Raw genomic sequence first — 18,704 nt, forward strand, 5'->3', positions numbered from 1 at the left:
GTCCTCACCGTTCATCGTGGTCGCTGTCGCCGCGTGCGGCGTCTTCGAGTTCGCTCAGCACCTGTTCCTCCACCAGGTCCGCCAGGGCGGCCACGGTGCGGTTGACCAGGACGTCGCGGGGCGTGAGGGTCACGCCGAAGGTGTCGTTGGCGCGGGAGGCGATGAGCAGGGCCCGCAGGGAGTCGCCGCCGAGGTCGAAGAAGTCGTCCTCGGCGCCCACGGTGGTCTCCAGGGCCTCCTCCCACAGGGCGGCGACGGCCTCCTCGGTGGGCGTGCGGGGCGCCACGTGGCCGGCGTCCGCCTCCCGGGTCTCCGGGGCGGGGGCGGGCAGCGCGGCCCGGTCGGTCTTGCCGTTCTCCGTCAGCGGGAAGCGGTCCATCGCCACGAACGCCGAGGGCACCATGGGCCCGGGCAGGGTGCGGGCGGCCAGGGCCCGCAGCTCGGCGCCGGCGGGTGGTTCGGCGCCGGGGGCGACGAGCACGTGGGCCACCAGGCGCGGCAGCCCGGGCTCGTCCTCCCGCACGCTCACCACGGCGTCCAGGACCGCCGGGTGGCGCACCAGGGTCGCCTCCACCTCGCCCGCCTCGATGCGATGGCCGCGCAGCTTGAGCTGGTGGTCGGTGCGGCCCAGGTAGTGCAGTTCGCCGCGGGCGTCGCGGCGGACCAGGTCGCCGGTGCGGTACATGCGGGTGCCGGGCGGTCCGAACGGGTCGGCGGTGAAGCGGGTCGCCGTCAGGCCGGGGCGGTGCAGGTAGCCGCGGGCCAGGACCGGTCCCGCGAGCCACAGTTCACCGGGCACGCCGTCCGGGACCGGGCGCAGCCGGGCGTCGAGGACGTAGGCGGTGGTGGCGGGCAGCGCGCGGCCGATGGGGGGCGCCTCGCCGTCCGGTTCCAGCGGGCCGGACCAGGTGGCGACGACGGTGGCCTCGGTGGGCCCGTAGGAGTTGACCATGCGGTGGTGCGGTGCCCAGCGGGCGACCAGTTCGGCCCGGCAGGCGTCCGCGCCGACGATCAGGGTGTGCAGGTCGGGCAGGGTGCCGGGGGTGTCCGGCGGGAGGGTGGCGAGCGCGGCGGGCGGCAGCAGGGTGTGCGTGATGCGCGCGTCGCGCAGCACGCCGGCCAGTTCGCCGCCGAGCAGCGGGCCCTGCTGCGGTACGACGAGGGCCGCGCCGTGCGGCAGGGACATGCACAGCTCCAGCACGGAGGCGTCGAAGCTGGGCGTGGCGAAGGCCAGGACGCGGTCCCCGGCGCCGACCTGGTAGTGCGCGGCCTCGGCGGCGGCGAACGCGGCCAGCCCCCGATGGGTGACGACGACGCCCTTGGGGGTGCCGGTGGAGCCGGAGGTGTAGATGACGTACGCCGGGTCGTCGAGGTGCAGCGGGCGGACGCGGTCGCGGTCGGCGGGCCGGTGGTCCGGCGTGCCGTCGGGCGGCGCCGCGAGCAGGCCGGCGACCTCCTCGGCGGTCAGGGTGACGGCGGGCCGCGCGTCGCGCAGCATCAACTCCACGCGCTCGGCCGGGTAGCCGGGGTCCACCGGGAGGAACGCGGCGCCCGCCTTGGCCACGGCGAGCTGGGCGAGGACCATGTCCGCCGAACGCGGCAGAACCAGCGCGACGATGTCGCCGGGACCCGCCCCACGGGCGATCAGCCGGTGCGCCAGCCGGTTGGCGCGGGCCTCCGCCTGCGCGAAGGTGAGCGTGGACTCCCCGGCGTCCAGGGCGGGTTCGCCCGGCCACCGGTCGACGGCGGCCTCGATCAGCGCGGGCAGCGTCGCCGGGGGCGGCGGCGCCTGCTGGGGGCGGGCGGGCCCGTCCAGCAGCCGCTGGCGTTCGGCGGGCGGCAGCACGTCCACCGCCCCCAGCGGCGCCTCGTCCCCGGAGGCGGCCAGCGCGGTCAGGGTGTGCATGAGCCGGGCGGCCAGGGCGCCGGCGGTGGCCTCGTCGAAGTACCGCGGGTCGTAGCCGAGTTCCACGGTCAGCTCGTCGCCTGGCGAGATCACCACGGTGAGGGGGTAGTTGGTCGCCTCGCGGGCGTCCAGTCCGTGCACGTGCACGCCGTGCGCGCCGGCGGTGGCGTCGCCGACCGGGTAGTTCTCGAACACCAGCAGGCTGTCGAACAGTGCTGTTCCGGCTGGCAGTTCACTCCACTGGTGGAGGTCGGTCAGCGGCACGTGGTCGAAGCGCCGGTCCTCGGCGCGGGCGGCCTGCACCTCCCGCAGCCAGGCGGGGCACGGCGTGGACTCGTCCACGGTGACCCGCGCGGGCAGGGTGGTGATGAACAGGCCGGTGATGGTGTCCGCGCCCGGCAGGTCGGCGGGCCGCCCGGAGACCGTGGTGCCGAAGCACACGTCCCGCCCGCCGCCGGAGCGCGCCAGCAGCAGCGCCCAGGCGCCCTGGACCAGGGTGTTGAGGGTGAGCCGGTGGCGGCGGGCGAAGTCGGTCAGCCGGGCGGTGCCGGCCGCGTCGAGCCGCTGCGACAGCCAGGTGCCCGACCGGGCGGCGGCGCCCGGGGCGGGCCTGCGGTCGTACGGCAGCGGGGTGGGCGCCGCGTACCCGGCGAGGGCGGCCTTCCAGTGGTCCTCGGCGGCGGCGCCGTCCCGGCCGGCCAGCCAGGCGGCGTAGTCCGCGAAGGGCCGCCGTCCCGGGAGGCGGGGCCGGTTCCCGGCGGCGAGCGCGGCGTGCGCCTCGAGGACGTCCGACAGCACGTGGAAGACGCTCCAGCCGTCCAGCAGGACGTGGTGGAAGGTCCACACCACGCGCACCTCGTCCGGGCCGAGCCGGATCAGGGTGACGCGCAGCAGCGGGGGACGGCCCAGGTCGATGCCGCGGGCCCGGTCCTCGTCGAGCAGGTGCCGAAGGGCGCTTTCCTGCTCCGCCGGGCCGAGGCCGCTCCAGTCGAGCCGGGTGACGGGCAGCGGCACCTGGCGGTGCACTGTCTGCAGCGGCACGGGGACCCCGGTCAGGGCGACGGCGGTGCGCAGCACGGGCGTGGCGTCCACGACGTGCTGCCAGGCGTCCGCGAGCAGCGCGGGGTCGCGCACCCCGTCGGCGACGAAGGTGATCTGCTCGACGTACAGGCCCTCGCCGGGCTCGTCCATGCCGTGCACGACCATGCCGGTCTGGGTGGGGGTGAGCGGGTAGACGTCCGTCACGTCCCGGCCGTCGCCGACGAGTCGGTCGACGGCGGCCTGGTCCAGGGCGGCCAGCGGGAAGTCGGACGGGGTGCGGCCGCCCGCGCCGGGCCCGGCGCAGTGCGCGACGATCCGCCGCAGCTCCTGCGCCGTCTCCTCGGCGAGCCGGGCGACGGTCTCACGCTGGTGCACCGCGCGGGAGTACGACCAGGTGAACTCCAGGCGCCGGTCGGTGACCCGGCCGAGCACGTCGAGGAGGTGCGGCCGCTCCGCCGAGCGGTCCATACCGCCGGTCAGGCCCACGTGGGGCTCCCGCAGCAGGCCCTCCCCGCTCACGCTCCGGTCCTGCTGGCCGAGGTAGTTGAAGCCGATCTGCGGCAGGTCGGGCAGCCCGGCTCCTGCCGTCGGGTGCAGGTGCCGCAGCGCGCCGTAGCCCACTCCCCCGCGCGGTACGGCCCGCAGGTTCTCCTTGACGGTCTTGAGCGCGGTGCCGAGGTCGGCGCCGCGGGGCACGTCGAGGCCGACGGGGTACATGGTGGTGAACCAGCCGACGGTGCGGGAGAGGTCGACGCCGTCGAAGAGGTCCTCGCGGCCGTGGCCCTCCAGGGCGACCACCACCCGGTCCTGCTCGGTCCAGCGGGCGAGGACCCGGCCCAGCGCGCACAGCAGGACGTCGTTGACGCGGGTGCGGTAGGCCTCGGGCACCTCCGTCAGCAGGCGCCGGGTCTCCTCGGCGCCGAGGCCGACGGTGACGGTCTCCTCGTCGGCGGCGGTGTTGCCGCCGGGGAGGTCGGCCGGCAGGCCGGTGGGGTGCAGGGCGCTCCAGTGGGTGACCTCGTCGTCGAAACCGCCGTCGGCGGTGTGCGCGGCCAGGCGCCGGGCCCAGTCGCGGAAGGAGGTCGTCTTCGCGCCCAGGTCGGGGGCCTCGCCGGCGCTCAACGCCCGGTGGGCGGCCTCGAGGTCCTCGAGGATCACCCGCCAGGACACCGCGTCGACGACCAGGTGGTGGGCGGCCAGCAGCAGCACGGGCGGCCGGTCCCCGTCCCGGTGGCACAGGGCGGCCTTCAGCAGCGGTCCGCCCGCCAGGTCGAACACGGAGCACAACCGGGCGGCCACGTCGGCCGGTTCCTCCGGACCACGGTGCACCTCCAGGGGCGGTGCGGCGCCGGGCGGGGTGCCCACCTGCCGCCACCGGCCGTCGCCCGAGGGCTCGTAGCGCATGCGCAGCGCGTCGTGCTGCTCCAGGACGGCGGCGAGGGCGGCGCGCAGCAGGGCCTCGTCGGTGTCGGGCGCCACCTCGAAGGAGACCGCCTGGGTGAAGCGGGCCGGGTCGCCGGTGAGGGTGTCGAACAGCCAGTGCTGCACGGGGGTGAGGGGGACGTCTCCGACGACCGGTCCCTGGTCGGCCGGGGCGGTGGCGGGGTCGGCCGGTGCGGTGTCGACCGCGGCGGCCAGTTCGGCGACCGTCTGGTGCGCGAACAGGTGACGGGGTGTCAGGCTCAGGCCGGCGCGGCGGGCCGCGGAGACGATCTGGATGCCGAGGATGGAGTCCCCGCCGAGCGCGAAGTAGTTGTCGGTGGCGCCTACGGCTGGTACGCCGAGGACCTGCGCCCAGATCGCGGCGAGGGTCTTCTCGGTGGCGGTGCTCGGCGGCCGGGTGTCCTGCGCGGTGACGGCCGCGGACCACACCGGTTCGGGCAGGGCGCGCCGGTCCAGCTTGCCGGTGGCGCCCAGCGGCAGCCGTTCCAGGGGCACCACGGTGGCCGGGACCAGGTGGTCGGGCAGGGTGCGGGCGAGGAACTCCCGCAGTTCGGCCGGGGCGGGCAGGTCGGCGTCGCGGGGCACGGCGTAGCCGACGAGGCGCTTGTGGCCGTCGTGCTCGACGACGCGGGCGGCGGCCGCGGCGACCTGCGGGTGCCGGGCCAACGCGGCCTCGAGCTCGCCGAGTTCGATGCGGAAGCCGCGCACCTTCACCTGGTCGTCGGTGCGGCCCAGGTACAGCAGGTCGCCGTCGGCGCTCCAGCGGACCAGGTCGCCGGTGCGGTACATGCGGCTGCCGGGCGGGCCGAAGGGGTCGGCGAGGAAGCGGCCGGCGGTCAGGCCGGGCCGGTTGAGGTAACCGCGGGCCACGCCGGTCCCGGCGAGGTACAGCTCGCCGGGCGCCCCGAGGGGCACGGGCCGCATGCGGGCGTCGAGGACGTAGGCACGGGCGCCACCGACGGGCCGGCCGATGGGCGGGACGCGGTCGGGGTCGGCCGGGTCGCAGGTGAAGGCGGTGGCGTAGACAGTGGCCTCGGTGGGGCCGTAGATGTTCATCACCCGGCAGCCGGGCACCGCCGCCCGCACCTGCTGGACGGCGCGGGCGGGCAGCGCCTCGCCGGCCAGGACGACGGTGTCGGCGCCGACGTGCACGGTGTCCTCGGCCAGCAGCCGGCCGAGGGCGGACGGCACGGCGCTGAGCAGCCCCGCCCGCCACGGCTCGGAACGTTCGGCGAGGGCGAGCAGATCGCGGACGACCTCCACCCGGCCGCCCGCCAACAGCGGCGAGAAGATCTCGAACACCGACACGTCGAAGTTGAGCGAGGTGGACGCCACGACGTGGGCGAGCCCGCGACCGGTGAACTCGGCGGCGGCCCAGTCGGTCAGCGCCACCACGGACGCGTGCGGTACTACGACGCCCTTGGGCCGGCCGGTGGAGCCGGAGGTGTGGATGACGTAGGCCGGGTGGTCGGGCAGGAGCCGGCCGCGCCGCTCGCCGTCGCCGACGGGCGCGGCGGAGGCGGCGGCCAGCCGGGCGGCCGCGTCCGGATCGTCCAGGGCGATCCGCGCGTACGGGCCCTCCGGCAGCCGCGACGAGGTCTCCGCGCAGGTGATCACCGCGTCGGGGCGTACGTCCTCGAAGAGGAACGCGATGCGCTCCGCCGGGTAGCCGGGGTCGACGGGCAGGTAGGCGGCGCCGCTCTTGAGGACCGCGAGGAGCGCCACGATCAGGTCGCCGGTGCGGGGCAGGGCCAGGGCGACGAACCGCTCCGGTCCGGCGCCGGCCTCGATCAGCAGGCGCGCGAGCCGGTTGGCGCGCTCGTCGAGTTGACGGTACGTCAACTCCTCGGCGCCGTGCAGGACGGCGGGCGCGTCGGGGGTGCGGGCCACCTGGGCCGCGAACGCGTCCGGGAGGGTGCGCCGCGGCAGCCGCGCCCCCGGCCCGGCGAGGCGGTCCAGCAGGCGGCGCCCGTCGGCCGGTTCGAGCGGGGCCAGGTCGGCCAGGCTGCGGTCGGCGTCGGCGGCGAACTGGGTCAGGAGCGTGCGCAGGCTCGCGCCGATCCCCTCGACGGTGGCCGCGTCGAAGGCGGCCGGGTCGTAGTCGAGGCTCACGGTGACGTCGTCGCCGGGGGCGACGACCACGCTGAGCGCGTAGCTGGTCGGCTCGACGTCGCGTTCCTGCTCGACGGCGAGTCCGTGCCGGGCCAGGGCGCCCGCGTCGAACGGGTAGTTCTCGAAGACGACGATGCTGTCGAACAGGCCGGTGCCGCCGGGTACTTCGCTCCACGACTGGAGCTGGGCGAGGGACACGAAGTCGTGGCGGCGCGACTCGGACTGGGCGGCCTGCAGTTCCCGCAGCCAGTCCAGCAGGGGGCGCCGCCGGTCGACGCGCAGCCGGGTGGGCAGGGTGTTGATGAACAGGCCCACCATCGAGGTGACGCCGGGCAGTTCGGCCGGGCGACCGGACACGGTCGTGCCGAAGACGACGTCGTCGCCGCCGCCGTAGTGGTGCAGCAGCAGGCCCCAGGCGCCCTGGAGCACCGTGTTGACGGTCAGGCCGGCCCGCTGGGCGGTGTCCCTGAGCCGGGCCGACACCTCCTTGCCGAGCGTCACCCGGACGGTGCCCGACGAGGACGCGCCGTGGGTGTCGGCGCCCCGCCGGTCTCGGGGCAGCTCGGTGGGTACGGCGAATCCGGCGAGGGTGTCGCGCCAGTGCCGCTCCGCGCGTGCGGTGTCCTGGGCGGCCAGCCACTCCAGGTAGCGGGCGAAGGGGGCCCGGTCGGGCACCTGCGGGCGGCGGCCACCGGTCCGGGCCGCGTACCGCTCGCACACCTCGTCGAACACCTGGGCCGCGCTCCACCCGTCGAGCAGCACGTGGTGGAACGTCCACACCATGCGCACCCGGTCCGATGCCAGCCGGATCAGGGCGAGCCGCATCAGCGGCGCCGCGCCGAGGTCGATGCCCGCCTCGCGGTCCGCGGCGAGCAGCGCGTCCGTCTCGCGTGCGCGGCGCTCGGCGCCCCAGCCGGTCCAGTCGTGGTGGGCGACGGGCACGGCGGCCCGCTTCTCCACCACCTGGAGGGGTTCGGCCGTCTCCTGCCACACCAGGCGGGTGCGCAGGATCGCGTTGGCGTCCGCCGTCTCCTGCCAGGCCGCGGCGAGGGCGTGCGGGTCGGTGACGCCGTGCAGGACGACCTGCACCTGGTTGACGTAGGTGCGGCCCTGCGGGTCCATCAGGCTGTGGAACAGCATGCCCGCCTGCATCGGGGTCAGCGGGTACACGTCCTCGACGCCGCGGCCGTCGCCCACGACCCGGTCCACGGCGGCCTGGTCGAGCCGGGCCAGCGGGAAGTCCGAGGGCGTGCGGCCACCGGCCCGCGGGCCGGCGCAGTGCGCGACGATCTCCTCCAGGGACCGCAGCATGCCCTCGGCGAGGGAGGCGACGGTCTCCTCGCGGTGGCGGCCGCCGCTGTAGTGCCAGCTGATCTCCAGCTCGTCGTCCTCGACGCGGGCCACCACGTCCAGCAGGTGCGGACGGGGCGCCCCGGGGTCCTCCGCGCCGTCCAGGCCGCCGGGCACGGCCCGGACCAGCTCGGCGTCGGCGGTGGACCAGTCGAACCGGCCGAGGTAGTTGAAGCTGATGCCGGGCAGTGGCGCCCCGGCGAGGTGTCCGTCGCCCGCGAGATGGCGCAGGGCGCCGTAGCCGATCCCCCGGTCGGGCACGGCCCGCAGCTGTTCCTTCACGGCCTTCAGCGCGGCGCCCCAGTCACCGTCGGGCAGGTCGAGGGCGACCGGGAAGAGGCTGGTGAACCAGCCGACGGTGCGGGACAGGTCGAGGTCGTCGAAGTGCTGGTCCTCGCGCCCGTGGCCCTCCAGCCCCACGGCGACGGTGCTCCGGCCGGTCCAGTCGGCCAGGACGCGGCCGAGCGCGGTCAGCAGGACGTCGTCGACGCGGGTGCGGTACACGCCGGGGACCTTGCGCAGGAGGTCCTCGGTGCGCCGCCGGTCCAGGCGTACGGTCACGGCGCGCAGGTCGGCGGCGGTGTTGCCGCCGTCGAGGTCGACCGGCAGGGGTGTCGCACAGTGCCGGGAGACCTCGGCCCAGTGGGCGCGCTGCGCGGTCAGGTCCGCCTCGCCGGTGCGGGCGGTGAGGCGCCGCACCCATTCCCGCACGGACGTGGTGCGCTGCGGCAGCCGGACCGGCTCGCCGCTCCTGGCCTGCCGGTAGGCGGTCTCCAGGTCCTCCAGCAGGACGCGCCAGGAGACGCCGTCGACGATCAGGTGGTGGGCCGTCAGCAGCAGGCGCGGGGGCCGGCCGCCGCCGGTGAACAGGCGGGCGGCGATCAGCGGTCCGGTGTCCAGCCGGAAGCCGGTGTGGGCCTCGTGGGTGAGGCGGGCCTCGGCCCGTGCGGCGGCCTCGGTGTCCTGGCCGGCCAGGTCGTGCGTGCGCAGCAGCTCCGGTACGTCGGTGTCCGCGGCGGTGTACTCCTGGTGCCAGGTGCCGTCGGCGGCGCGGGTGAAGCGGGCGCGCAGGGCGTCGTGGTGGGTCCACAGCGCGGCGAGGGCGGTGTGCAGGGCGGCGGGGTCGACGTCCTCACCGGTCTCGACGACCACCGACTGGTTGAAGTACTCCGGACGCGGCGGTTCGGCGGCGAGGAACCAGTGCTGGATCGGGGTGAGGGGCACCTCGCCCGTCACCGTGCCGGTGCCCGCGACGGTCGCGGCGGCGCCGGTCGAGGCGGCGGCCAGGTCGGCGAGCGTGGGGTGGCGGAACAGGTCCCTCGGGGTCAGCGCGAGCCCGGCGGTGCGGGCCCGGGAGACGACCTGGATGCTGACGATCGAGTCGCCGCCCAGCATGAAGAAGTGGTCGTCGAGGCCGACGCGTTCGACACCCAGCAGCTCGGCCCAGATGCCCGCGAGCACCTGCTCCGCCTCGGTGCGCGGTGCGCGGTAGGCGGTGTCGGCGGCCGCCGACCACTCGGGGGCGGGCAGCCGGCGCCGGTCGACCTTGCCGTTGGTGGTCAGGGGCAGTTCGGCGAGCGGGACGAACGCGGCCGGGACCATGTAGTCGGGCAGCTCGGCGGCCACGTGGGCGCGCAGCTCGGCCGTCTGCGGCACGGCGGCGCCGGGGGCCGGCACCAGATGCGCGACCAGGCGCTTGCGTCCCTCGTGCCGGGACACCGACACCACCGCCTCGGCGACCGCGGGGTGGGCGGTGAGCCGGGCCTCGATCTCGGCGGGCTCGACGCGGAAGCCGCGGATCTTGATCTGGTCGTCGGCGCGGCCCACGAAGTGCAGGTCGCCGTCGGCGCTCCAGCGCACGATGTCGCCGGTGCGGTACATCCGTCCGCCGGGCGGTCCGAAGGGGTCGGGCAGATAGCGGGCGGCGGTGGCGCCGGGGCGGCCGATGTAGCCGCGGGCCAGTCCGGCGCCGGCGAGGTACAACTCACCCGGCACACCCGGTGGCTGCGGTTGGAGGGCGCCGTCCAGGACATAGGCGCGGGTGTCGTCCAGGGGGCGGCCGATGGGCAGCGCCGCGGGCAGGGTGTCACCGGCGCGGAAGGGCCGGCGGGTGGCGAAGGTGGTGGTCTCGGTGGGGCCGTAGACGTCGACGACGGTGAGGTCGGGGCAGGCGTCCAGCACGCGCCGCACGGCGGCGCCGGGCACGGCCTCGCCGCCGGTCCACACCTCGCGGGCGCCACGCAGGCAGGCGGGGTCCTCCTGGGCGAACAGGCGGAACAGACCGATCGTCAGGAACACGCAGCTGACACCCTGTTCGGTGATGGCGTGGCGTACGGCGGCGGCGTCCAGCTCTCCCGGCGGGGCGAGGACGGCCGTGCCCCCGCGCAGCAGCGGCACCCACAGCTCGTAGGTGGACGCGTCGAAGGCGTGCGGGGAGTGCACGAGGACGCGGTCGTGGCTCGCGAAAGAACGGTCGAGGGCGAGCGCGGCGACGTCCCGCTGCCGTACGGCCACGCCCTTGGGGTTGCCGGTGGAGCCGGAGGTGAACATGAGGTACTGGACGTGGTCCGGGTGCACGCGCGGCACGGTGGCGAGGTCCGCGGTGGGCCCGTCGGTGTCCAGGTCCGGGCGCAGGACGTGTCCTTCGGGGAGCAGGTCCGCGGCCGTCGCGTGCCACTCGGCGTCCGTGAGGAGCAGGTCGGCGCCGGCCTCCGCAAGCATGGTGCGCAGCCGGTCGGTGGGGGCCCGGCCGTCGAGCGGGACGTACACGCCGCCGAGGCGGGTGAGGGCGAGCTGGGCGACGACGAGGGCGGCCGAGCGGTCCATGAGCACGCCGACGGCGACCTCCGGGCGCACCCCGAGCGCGGCCAGCCGGCCGGCCAGGGCACGCGCCCGGGCGTCGAGGTCGCGGTAGGTCAGCCGCTCGTTGCCGGCCAGCAGGGCCACGGCGTCCGGGGTGCGTTCCACCTGGGCGGCGAACAGGTCCGCGGTGGTGGTGACGGGCGCGTCGGTGGCCGTGTCGTTCCAGGTGTGCAGCACCTGCTCGCGGCGGGCGGCCGTCAGCAGGGACAGCCGGGCGGGGGTGGACCGCGGGGTGGTGGCGAAGCCCTCCAGCAGGACGGTGAGGTACTCGGCCAGCCGCTCGACGGTGGCGGCGTCGAACAGGTCCGGGTCGTAGCCGAGGCGCAGGGCGAGCTCCGCGCCGGGGTAGGCGACCAGGCTGAGCGGGTAGTTGGTGGTCTCGATGCCCTCCAGGCCGCTCAGCCGGAGGCCGTGTGCGGCGGCGAGGTCGTCGTCCACCGGGTAGTTCTCGAACACGACGATGCTGTCGAACAGGGCGGCCCGCTCGGGCAGGTCGGTGTACGCCGTCATCCGGTGCAGCGGCACGTGGTCGTGGCGGCGGTCCTCGCTCTGGTCCTGCTGGAGCCGGGACAGCCAGATGAGCAGCGGCTCGTCGCGCGGCACGCGCACCCGGGTGGGCAGGGTGGCGATGAACAGGCCGGTGATGGCGTCGGATCCGGGCAGCTCGGGTGGCCGCCCGGAGACGGTGGTGCCGAACACCACGTCGTCGCGGCCCGCCTGACGGCTCATCAGTATCGCCCAGGCGCCCTGGACGAGGGTGTTGACCGTCAGGCCCGCCGTCCTCGCCACGTCGAGCAGGGACTTGGTGACGGGCTCCGGCAGGGTGACGCGCACCGCCGCCGTGGACTCGGCGCGGTGGTTCTCGCGAGGCTCGCGGTCGAAGGGCAGCGCGGTGGTCTCGGCCAGGCCGCCCAGGCGGGCCCGCCAGTGCCGTTCGCCCTCGGTGCCGTCGGTGTGCTCACGCAGCCAGGCGACGTAGTCGCGGAACGGGCGGCGCTCGGGCAGCACGAGCGGTGCGGTGCCGGACAGGCCCGCGTGGCAGGCGAACACGTCGGACAGGACCTGGAACAGGCTCCAGCCGTCCAGGATGAGGTGGTCGAAGGACCACACGACGCGCACCGCGGTGTCGGAGACCCTGGCCAGGACCAGGCGCTGGAGCGGGGCGCGGGTGAGGTCGACGCCCCGGGCGCGGTCGCGGTCGAGGAGGTCGTGCAACCGCTCGTCCTGCTCGGTGGCGGTCAGGCCGCGCCAGTCGGCGGACTCCACCGGTACGGCGGCCCGGCGCTGCACCGCGAGCAGCGGCTCGGGCACGTCCTCCCACACCACCCGTGCGCGCAGCACCGGGGTGCCGTCGGTGACCCGCTGCCAGGCGTCGGCCAGCACAGCCGGGTCGGGCACGCCGTCGAGGACGAAGGTCAACTGCTGGAAGTACACGCCGCGGTCGGCCTGGGAGAGCCGGTGGAAGAGCATGCCGGCCTGGGTGGGCGTGAGCGGGTGGACGTCCTCCAGGCCCGCCGGGTCCTCCCCCGCGATCCGGTCGACGTGGGTCTGGTCGAGCCGGGCCAGCGGGAAGTCCGAGGGGGTGCGTCCGGCGGCGCCGGGCCGGGCCGCGTGCCGGGCGAGGCCGGCCAGTGCGTCGGCGTAGCGTTCCGCGAGGTCCGCGACGGTCTCCGGGCGGTGCAGCCGGTCGGAGTAGAACCAGGTGAACTCCAGGCTGTCGCCGTCGAGCCGGCCCACCACCTCCAGGGGGTGCGGGCGGGTCGAGGCGGGATCGGCGTCCAGCTCCAGCGGGCGGGCCAGCCCGCGGAACAGGCCCCCCTCGGAGGTGCCGGACAGGCCGAACCGGCCGAGGTAGTTGAAGCTGATCTGCGCGCTGGTCGCCGGGAGCGGTGCGTCGTCGCGGCCGGGCAGGGTCAGGGCGCCGTGGCCGATGCCGTGCCGGGGCACGGCGCGCAGGTGTTCCTTGACCTGCTTGAGCACGCCGTCCCAGTCGTCCTCGGGCGGGACGGCCAGGGCGACGGGGTGGCGGGTGGTGAACCAGCCGACGGTGCGGCTGGTGTCGACGTCGGCGAACAGGTCCTCGCGGCCGTGCCCTTCGACGTCGACCAGGACCCGCTCGTGGCCGCTCCAGCCGCACAGCACCCGGCCGAGCGCGGCGAGCAGGACGTCGTTGGCCCGGGTGCGGTAGGTCTCGGGCAGGGTCCGCAGCAGCAGGTCGGTGTCCTCGGGGCCGATCCGCACCGTCACCGAGCGCTGGGAGGCGTAGGTGTTGGTGCCTTCCAGGTCCGCGGGCAGGGACGCCGGGGCGCCTTCGGTCTCCCGGGTCCAGTAGGCCTTCTCCGCGGCGAAGCCCCCGGCGGCGGTGTGCGCGGCGAGGCGTTCGGCCCACTGGCGCAGCGGGGAGGACTTTCGGGGCAGCGCGGCCGCGCCGTCCCGGCCCTCGCGTCGGGCGCGGTAGGCGCGTTCGAGGTCTTCGAGGAGCAGGCGCCAGGAGACGCCGTCCACGACGAGGTGATGCACGGACAGGTGCAGGACGGGTGGCCGTCCGTCGCCCCGGGCGTGCAGGACGGCGCGCAGCAGCGGGCCGTGGTCCAGGTCGTACGGGCCGAGGTGCGGGGTGTCGGTGTCCGGGCCGGTGTGGCGGATCAGGCGGCAGCGCGCGGCCGGCCGGTCGATCAGCCACCGTACGCCCGTCTCGTCGCCGAGGAACCGGGACCGCAGCGCGTCGTGGTGGGCGATCACGTCGTCCAACGCGGCCTGGAGGGCGCCCTCGTCGACGTCGGCGGGCAGGTCCAGCGACAGCGTCTGGGCGAAGTGCCCGGCCCGCTCGGCGGCGCTGTCGAACAGCCAGTGCTGGATGGGGGTCAGGGGCGCGGTGCCGGTGGCCTCGACGGGGGCGGCCGGGGCGGGCCTGCGCCGGCTGCCCGTCTCGTCGGCGCGGCGGGCCAGGGCGGCGAGCGTCTGGTGCTGGTAGACGTCGCGCGAGCTGATCGTCAGGCCCGCTTGGCGAGCCTGGGCGACGACCTGGATGCTGAGGATGGAGTCGCCGCCCAGCGCGAAGAAGTTGTCGTCCGCTCCGACGCGCTCCACGTGCAGGACGCCGGCCCAGATGGCGGCCAGGGTCCGTTCGGTGGGGGTCCGGGGCGCGACGTGACGGGCGGCGGGTTCGGCGGGAGCCGGGTCGGGGAGCCTGCTCCGGTCCAGTTTGCCGTTGGGGTTGAGCGGCAGGGCGGGCAGCACCACGACGGCCGAGGGGACCATGTAGTCGGGCAGGGTGCGCCCGAGTTCACGGCGTACGGCCTCGGGTTCCACGGTGGCGCCGGCGGCGGGGACGACGTATCCGGCCAGGCGGCGGTGACCGTCGCTCTCGCGGACGGTGGCAGCGGCCTCGGTGACACCCGCGCAGCGGCGCAGGGCCTCCTCGATCTCGCCGAGTTCGATGCGGAAGCCGCGCACCTTGACCTGCTGGTCGACGCGGCCGAGGTACTCCAGCCGGCCGTCGGCGCTCCAGCGCACCAGGTCGCCCGTACGGTACATGCGGTCCCCGGGGACGCCGAACGGGTCGGCGACGAAGCGGGCGGCGGTCAGGCCCGGCCGGTGCAGGTAGCCGCGTGCGAGTCCGCCGCCGCCCAGGTAGAGCTCACCGGTGACGCCCGGCGGCTGGGGGCGCAGCAGACGGTCCAGCACATAGGCGCGGGTGCGGGCGATGGGACGGCCGATGGGCGGGGCCTGCTCGGGGACGGTGCCACCGGCGAACCAGGCCGTGGCGTAGACGGTGGCCTCGGTGGGGCCGTAGATGTTCGCCACCTCCGCCGCGGGCATCGCGTCCTTGATGTCCCGGACGGTCCGGGCGGGCAGGGCCTCCCCGGCCAGGACGACGGTGTCCGCCTCCAGGGCGCCGTCGCCGCCGAACACACGGGACAGCGCGGAGGGCACGCCGCTGAGGAGTCCGGCCCGGCGCGGCCGGGAGCCGCCGGTGAGGTCGGCCAGCGCGGTGAGGTCGGCGATCACCTCGACGCCGCCGCCGGCCAGCAGGGGGCACAACAGCTCGAAGACGGACACGTCGAAGTTGAGGGAGGTGGAGGCGATGACGTGGGCGAAGCCGCGCGCACCGAACGTGTCCCCGGCCCAGGCGGCTAGTGCGGCCACGCTGCCGTGGGTGACGACCACGCCCTTGGGCCGGCCGGTGGAGCCGGAGGTGTAGATGACGTACGCGGGGTGGGACGGAAGCAGCGGTGCCGTCCGGTCGGCGTCGGTCAGGTCGGCTGCGGCGGGGTCGCCGGTCGGGTCCGGGGCGTCGGCGCCGAGGGGTGCGACCTCCTCCAGCAGCAGCGGCACGCAGTCCGCGGGGAGCGCGTGCGCCGTCTCCCGGGTGGCCAGGACGAGCGCGGGGGCCGCATCGGCCAGCATGAAGCGGATGCGCTCGGCCGGATAGGCGGGGTCGACGGGCAGGTAGCCGGCGCCCGACTTGAGGACGGCCCACAGCGCCGGCAGCAGGTCGGCGGTGCGCGGCAGGCACAGCGCCACCAGGGACTCCGGTCCCGCGCCCCGCGCCGCCAGCAGCCGGGCGAGACGGTTGGCCCGCCGGTTCAGCCCCGCGTAGTCCAGCCGGGTCGCGCCGCAGGTCACCGCGGTCCGGTCGGGGGTCCGGGCCACCTGCTGCTCGAACAGGGCGGGGAGGGTGGCGCCGTCGGCCCGGTCCGCTGCCGAGGCGGGCGGGTTCCAGGAGTCCAGGAGCACGCGCCGTTCGTCGTCGGACAGCAGCGGGAGTTCGGCGAGCGTCCGGTGCGGGCCGTCCGCCATGCCTTCGAGCAGATGCCGCAGTTGCCGGCCCATCCGGGCCACGGTCGCCTCGTCGAAGAGGTCGGTGTTGTACTCGACGGTCAGCTCGTGCCCGCCGTCGGCGCGGGGCGCGAACTCCAGCACGAGGTCGAAGCGTGCTGCCGGGCGGGGCAGCGGATGGTCGTCGATCCGTACGCCGGCGGCGACCGGCGGCCGGGCGGGGGCCGCCTGCTGCACCACCAGCGCCTGCACCAGCGGGGTGCGGCCGGGGTCCCGCGGCGGGGCCAGTTCCTCGACCACCCGGTCGAAGGGCACACCGTCGTGGGCGAACGCGTCCAGCACGGTCGCGCGCATGGTCTGCACGAACCGGTCCACCGTGGCGGCGTCGTCGACCTCGCCGCGCAGCACGACGGTGTTGGCGAAGAAGCCCGTCACGTCCTCCAGTTCGCGGCGGTCCCGCCCGTTGGTGACGGTGCCGAACGCCACGTCCCGCTGCCCGGAGTAGCGGGCGAACAGCACGGCGGCCGCCGCGGCGAACACCGTGAAGACGGTGGTGTCGCGGCCCGCCGCGAGCAGCCGCAGCCGGTCCACCAGGGAACGCGGAACGTCCTGGCGGTGTGCCGCGCCCGCAGTGGTGCGCACCGGGGGGCGCGGCCGGTCGGTGGGCAGGTCGAGTTGCTGGAGTCCGGCGAGGTGGCGTTTCCAGTAGGCGAGGTCGTCGGCGTGGGCGTCGGCGCTGTGCCGCTCGCGCTCCCACAGCGCGAAGTCCGGGTACTGCACCTCCTGCCGGGGCAGATCGTCGGGTTCGCCCGCGGCCTCCGCGCGGTAGAGCGCCGCCAGGTCACGGGTCAGGACCCCGACCGACCAGCCGTCGGTGACGATGTGGTGCTGGGCCAGCAGCAGCACGTGGTCCTCGGCCGCCCGGCGGACGAGCAGCGCCCGCGTCAGGGGCCCGGTCGTCAGGTCGTGGGGGCGGCGCAGTTCCTCGGTGAGCAGGCGTTCGACGGCCTGGTCGCGCCGGTCGGCGGGCACCTGGCCCGCGTCGGCGGTGCGCAGCGGCAGGTTCGGCTCGGGGGCGACGAGTTGGACGCCCTGCCCGTCGACGGTGGCGAAGGTGGTGCGCAGGGACTCGTGGCGGGCGGCGAGCCGGTGGAGCGCACGTTGCAGGGCGGCCGTGTCGAGGGGGCCGTGCAGGCGCAGCGCGACGCCGGTGTTGTACTCGGTGCCGCCGTCGGCGAGGTCGTCGAGGAACCACAGGCGGCGCTGGGCGCTGGAGAGCGGGACGGGCCCCGAACGCTCGACGGCGGGGATCTGCTCCTGCGGGGCGGTGGACGGCTCGCCGGTCAGCGGGGCGAGCGCGGCGACGGTCCGCGCGGTGAACACGTCGCGCAGGGAGAGGCGGGTGCCGAACGCCTCCCGGACGCGGGTCAGGGTGCGGGCCGCGAGGATCGAGTCGCCGCCCAGATCGAAGAAGTCGTCGGTGACGCCGACGGTGTCGACGCCGAGGACGTCGGCCCAGATCGCGGCCAGGGTCCGCTCGGTGTCGGTGCGGGGTGCGACGTGCTGCTCGGCGGCCACCCCGCCGGGGGCGGGCAGGGCCCGCAGGTCGGTCTTGTGCTGCGGGGTCAGCGGCAGCGCGTCCAGCACCACGACGGCCGAGGGCACCATGTGGGCGGGCAGGGCGGCGGTGAGGGCGGTGCGCAGCCGGGCCGGCTCGGGCCGGTGAGCGGGGTCGGCGGGAGTGACGTAGCCGATGAGGCGGCCGCGTGCGGGTTCCTCGTCGCGGACCACGACGACGGCCTCGCGGACGTGCGGGTCGCGGAGCAGGGCGGCCTCGATCTCGCCGGGCTCGATGCGGAAGCCGCGCACCTTGACCTGCCGGTCGGCGCGGCCGAGGAACTCCAGCTCGCCGTCGGCGCGTCGGCGCACCCGGTCGCCGGTGCGATAGAGGCGGGCGCCGGGCGGCCCGGAGGGGTGGGCGACGAACCGTGTGGCGGTGAGCCCGGGCCGGCCGAGGTAGCCGCGGGCCAGGACGTCGCCGCCCACGTACAGCTCGCCCTCGGTGCCGGGCGGTACCGGGTGCAGCGCCGCGTCCAGGACGTGTGCCTCGGTGCCGGGCAGCGGGCCGCCGATGGTGGGGGTCCCGGTGCCGGCGGCCAGCGGTCCCGTCCAGGTGGCGACGATGGTGGCCTCGGTCGGACCGTACGAGTTGATCATGCGGCGGCCAGGGGCCCACCGGTCGACGAGTGCGGCCGGGCACGCCTCGGCGCCGACGATCAGGGTGCGCAGTGAGGGCAGGCCGCCGAGGTCCGCCGGGTCGGGCAGCGTGGCGAGGGCCGCCGGGGGTATGAGGGCGTGGGTGATGCGGTGCTCGTCCAGGACGGCGGCGAGTTCGTCGCCGAGCCACGGTCCGTGCGGCGGTACGACCAGCGCGGCCCCCGACAGGACGGAGATGAACAGCTCCAGTACGGAGGCGTCGAAGCTCGGCGAGGAGAACTGCAGCACGCGGTCGCCCGGGCCGACGGCGTAGCGCTCGGCGGCCGCGGCGGCGAACCCGGCGATGCCCCGGTGGGTGACGGTGACGCCCTTGGGTGTGCCGGTGGAGCCGGAGGTGAAGATGACGTACGCGGCGTGGTCGGGGTGCACCCGGCTCGGGGGCGGGTCCGTCCGCCCGCCCTCGCCGTCCAGCAGCGCGCGGACCCGGGCCGGGTCGTCCAGGACGACGGCGGGCGCGGCGTCGGCGAGCATCAGCGCCCGTCGTTCGGCCGGGTAGCCGGGGTCGACCGGGAGGAACGCCGCGCCGGTGAGGGTGACCGCCAGCTCGGCGGCGATCAGTTCGATCGAGCGCGGCAGGACCAACGCCACCGTCCGCTCCGGTCCGGCGCCTCCTGCGGCCAGGTGCGCGGCGAGCCGGCCGGCCCGCCGGGCGAGTTCTCCGTACGACCAGGTGCGCCGTCCGTCGGTGACCGCGGGCGCGTCCGGGTCGCGCGTCACCCACGGGGTGAAGAGCTCACCGAGCGGGACGTGCCGGGTGGCGTCGCCGGCCGGGGCGGGCGGCGGGGTGCCGGCCCCTGGGGGGACGGGTGTGGCGGGGCGCTGGGCGTGCAGGTCCGTCATCGGGGTGCAGTCCTTCGGGCGGGGGCGGCGCGCGGGCACACCACGCCGTTCACGGGCGGCCCGGGGGCGCGCCGGAGCGGAGCGGGGTCCT

Annotated in this window: 1 protein-coding gene; it reads right to left on the reverse strand. The window is 76.0% G+C overall.

All coding sequences use genetic code 11. From position 1 onward, the window contains the following. Positions 1–4: 4 nt before the first annotated feature. Positions 5–18,613 (reverse strand): non-ribosomal peptide synthase/polyketide synthase, encoded by an 18,609-nt coding sequence (locus ACH4C6_RS29425; protein ID WP_398111659.1) that lies wholly within the window; start codon positions 18,611–18,613, stop codon positions 5–7. Between the last annotated feature and the right edge of the window lie 91 nt (positions 18,614–18,704).

The sequence above is a fragment of the Streptomyces sp. NPDC017943 genome (assembly GCF_044328425.1).
Lineage (GTDB): Bacteria > Actinomycetota > Actinomycetes > Streptomycetales > Streptomycetaceae > Streptomyces > Streptomyces djakartensis_A.

Excerpts from the sequence above, each read along its gene's own strand:
- ACH4C6_RS29425 (WP_398111659.1), bottom strand. The coding sequence starts at position 18,613 with ATGACGGACCTGCACGCCCAGCGCCCCGCCACACCCGTCCCCCCAGGG.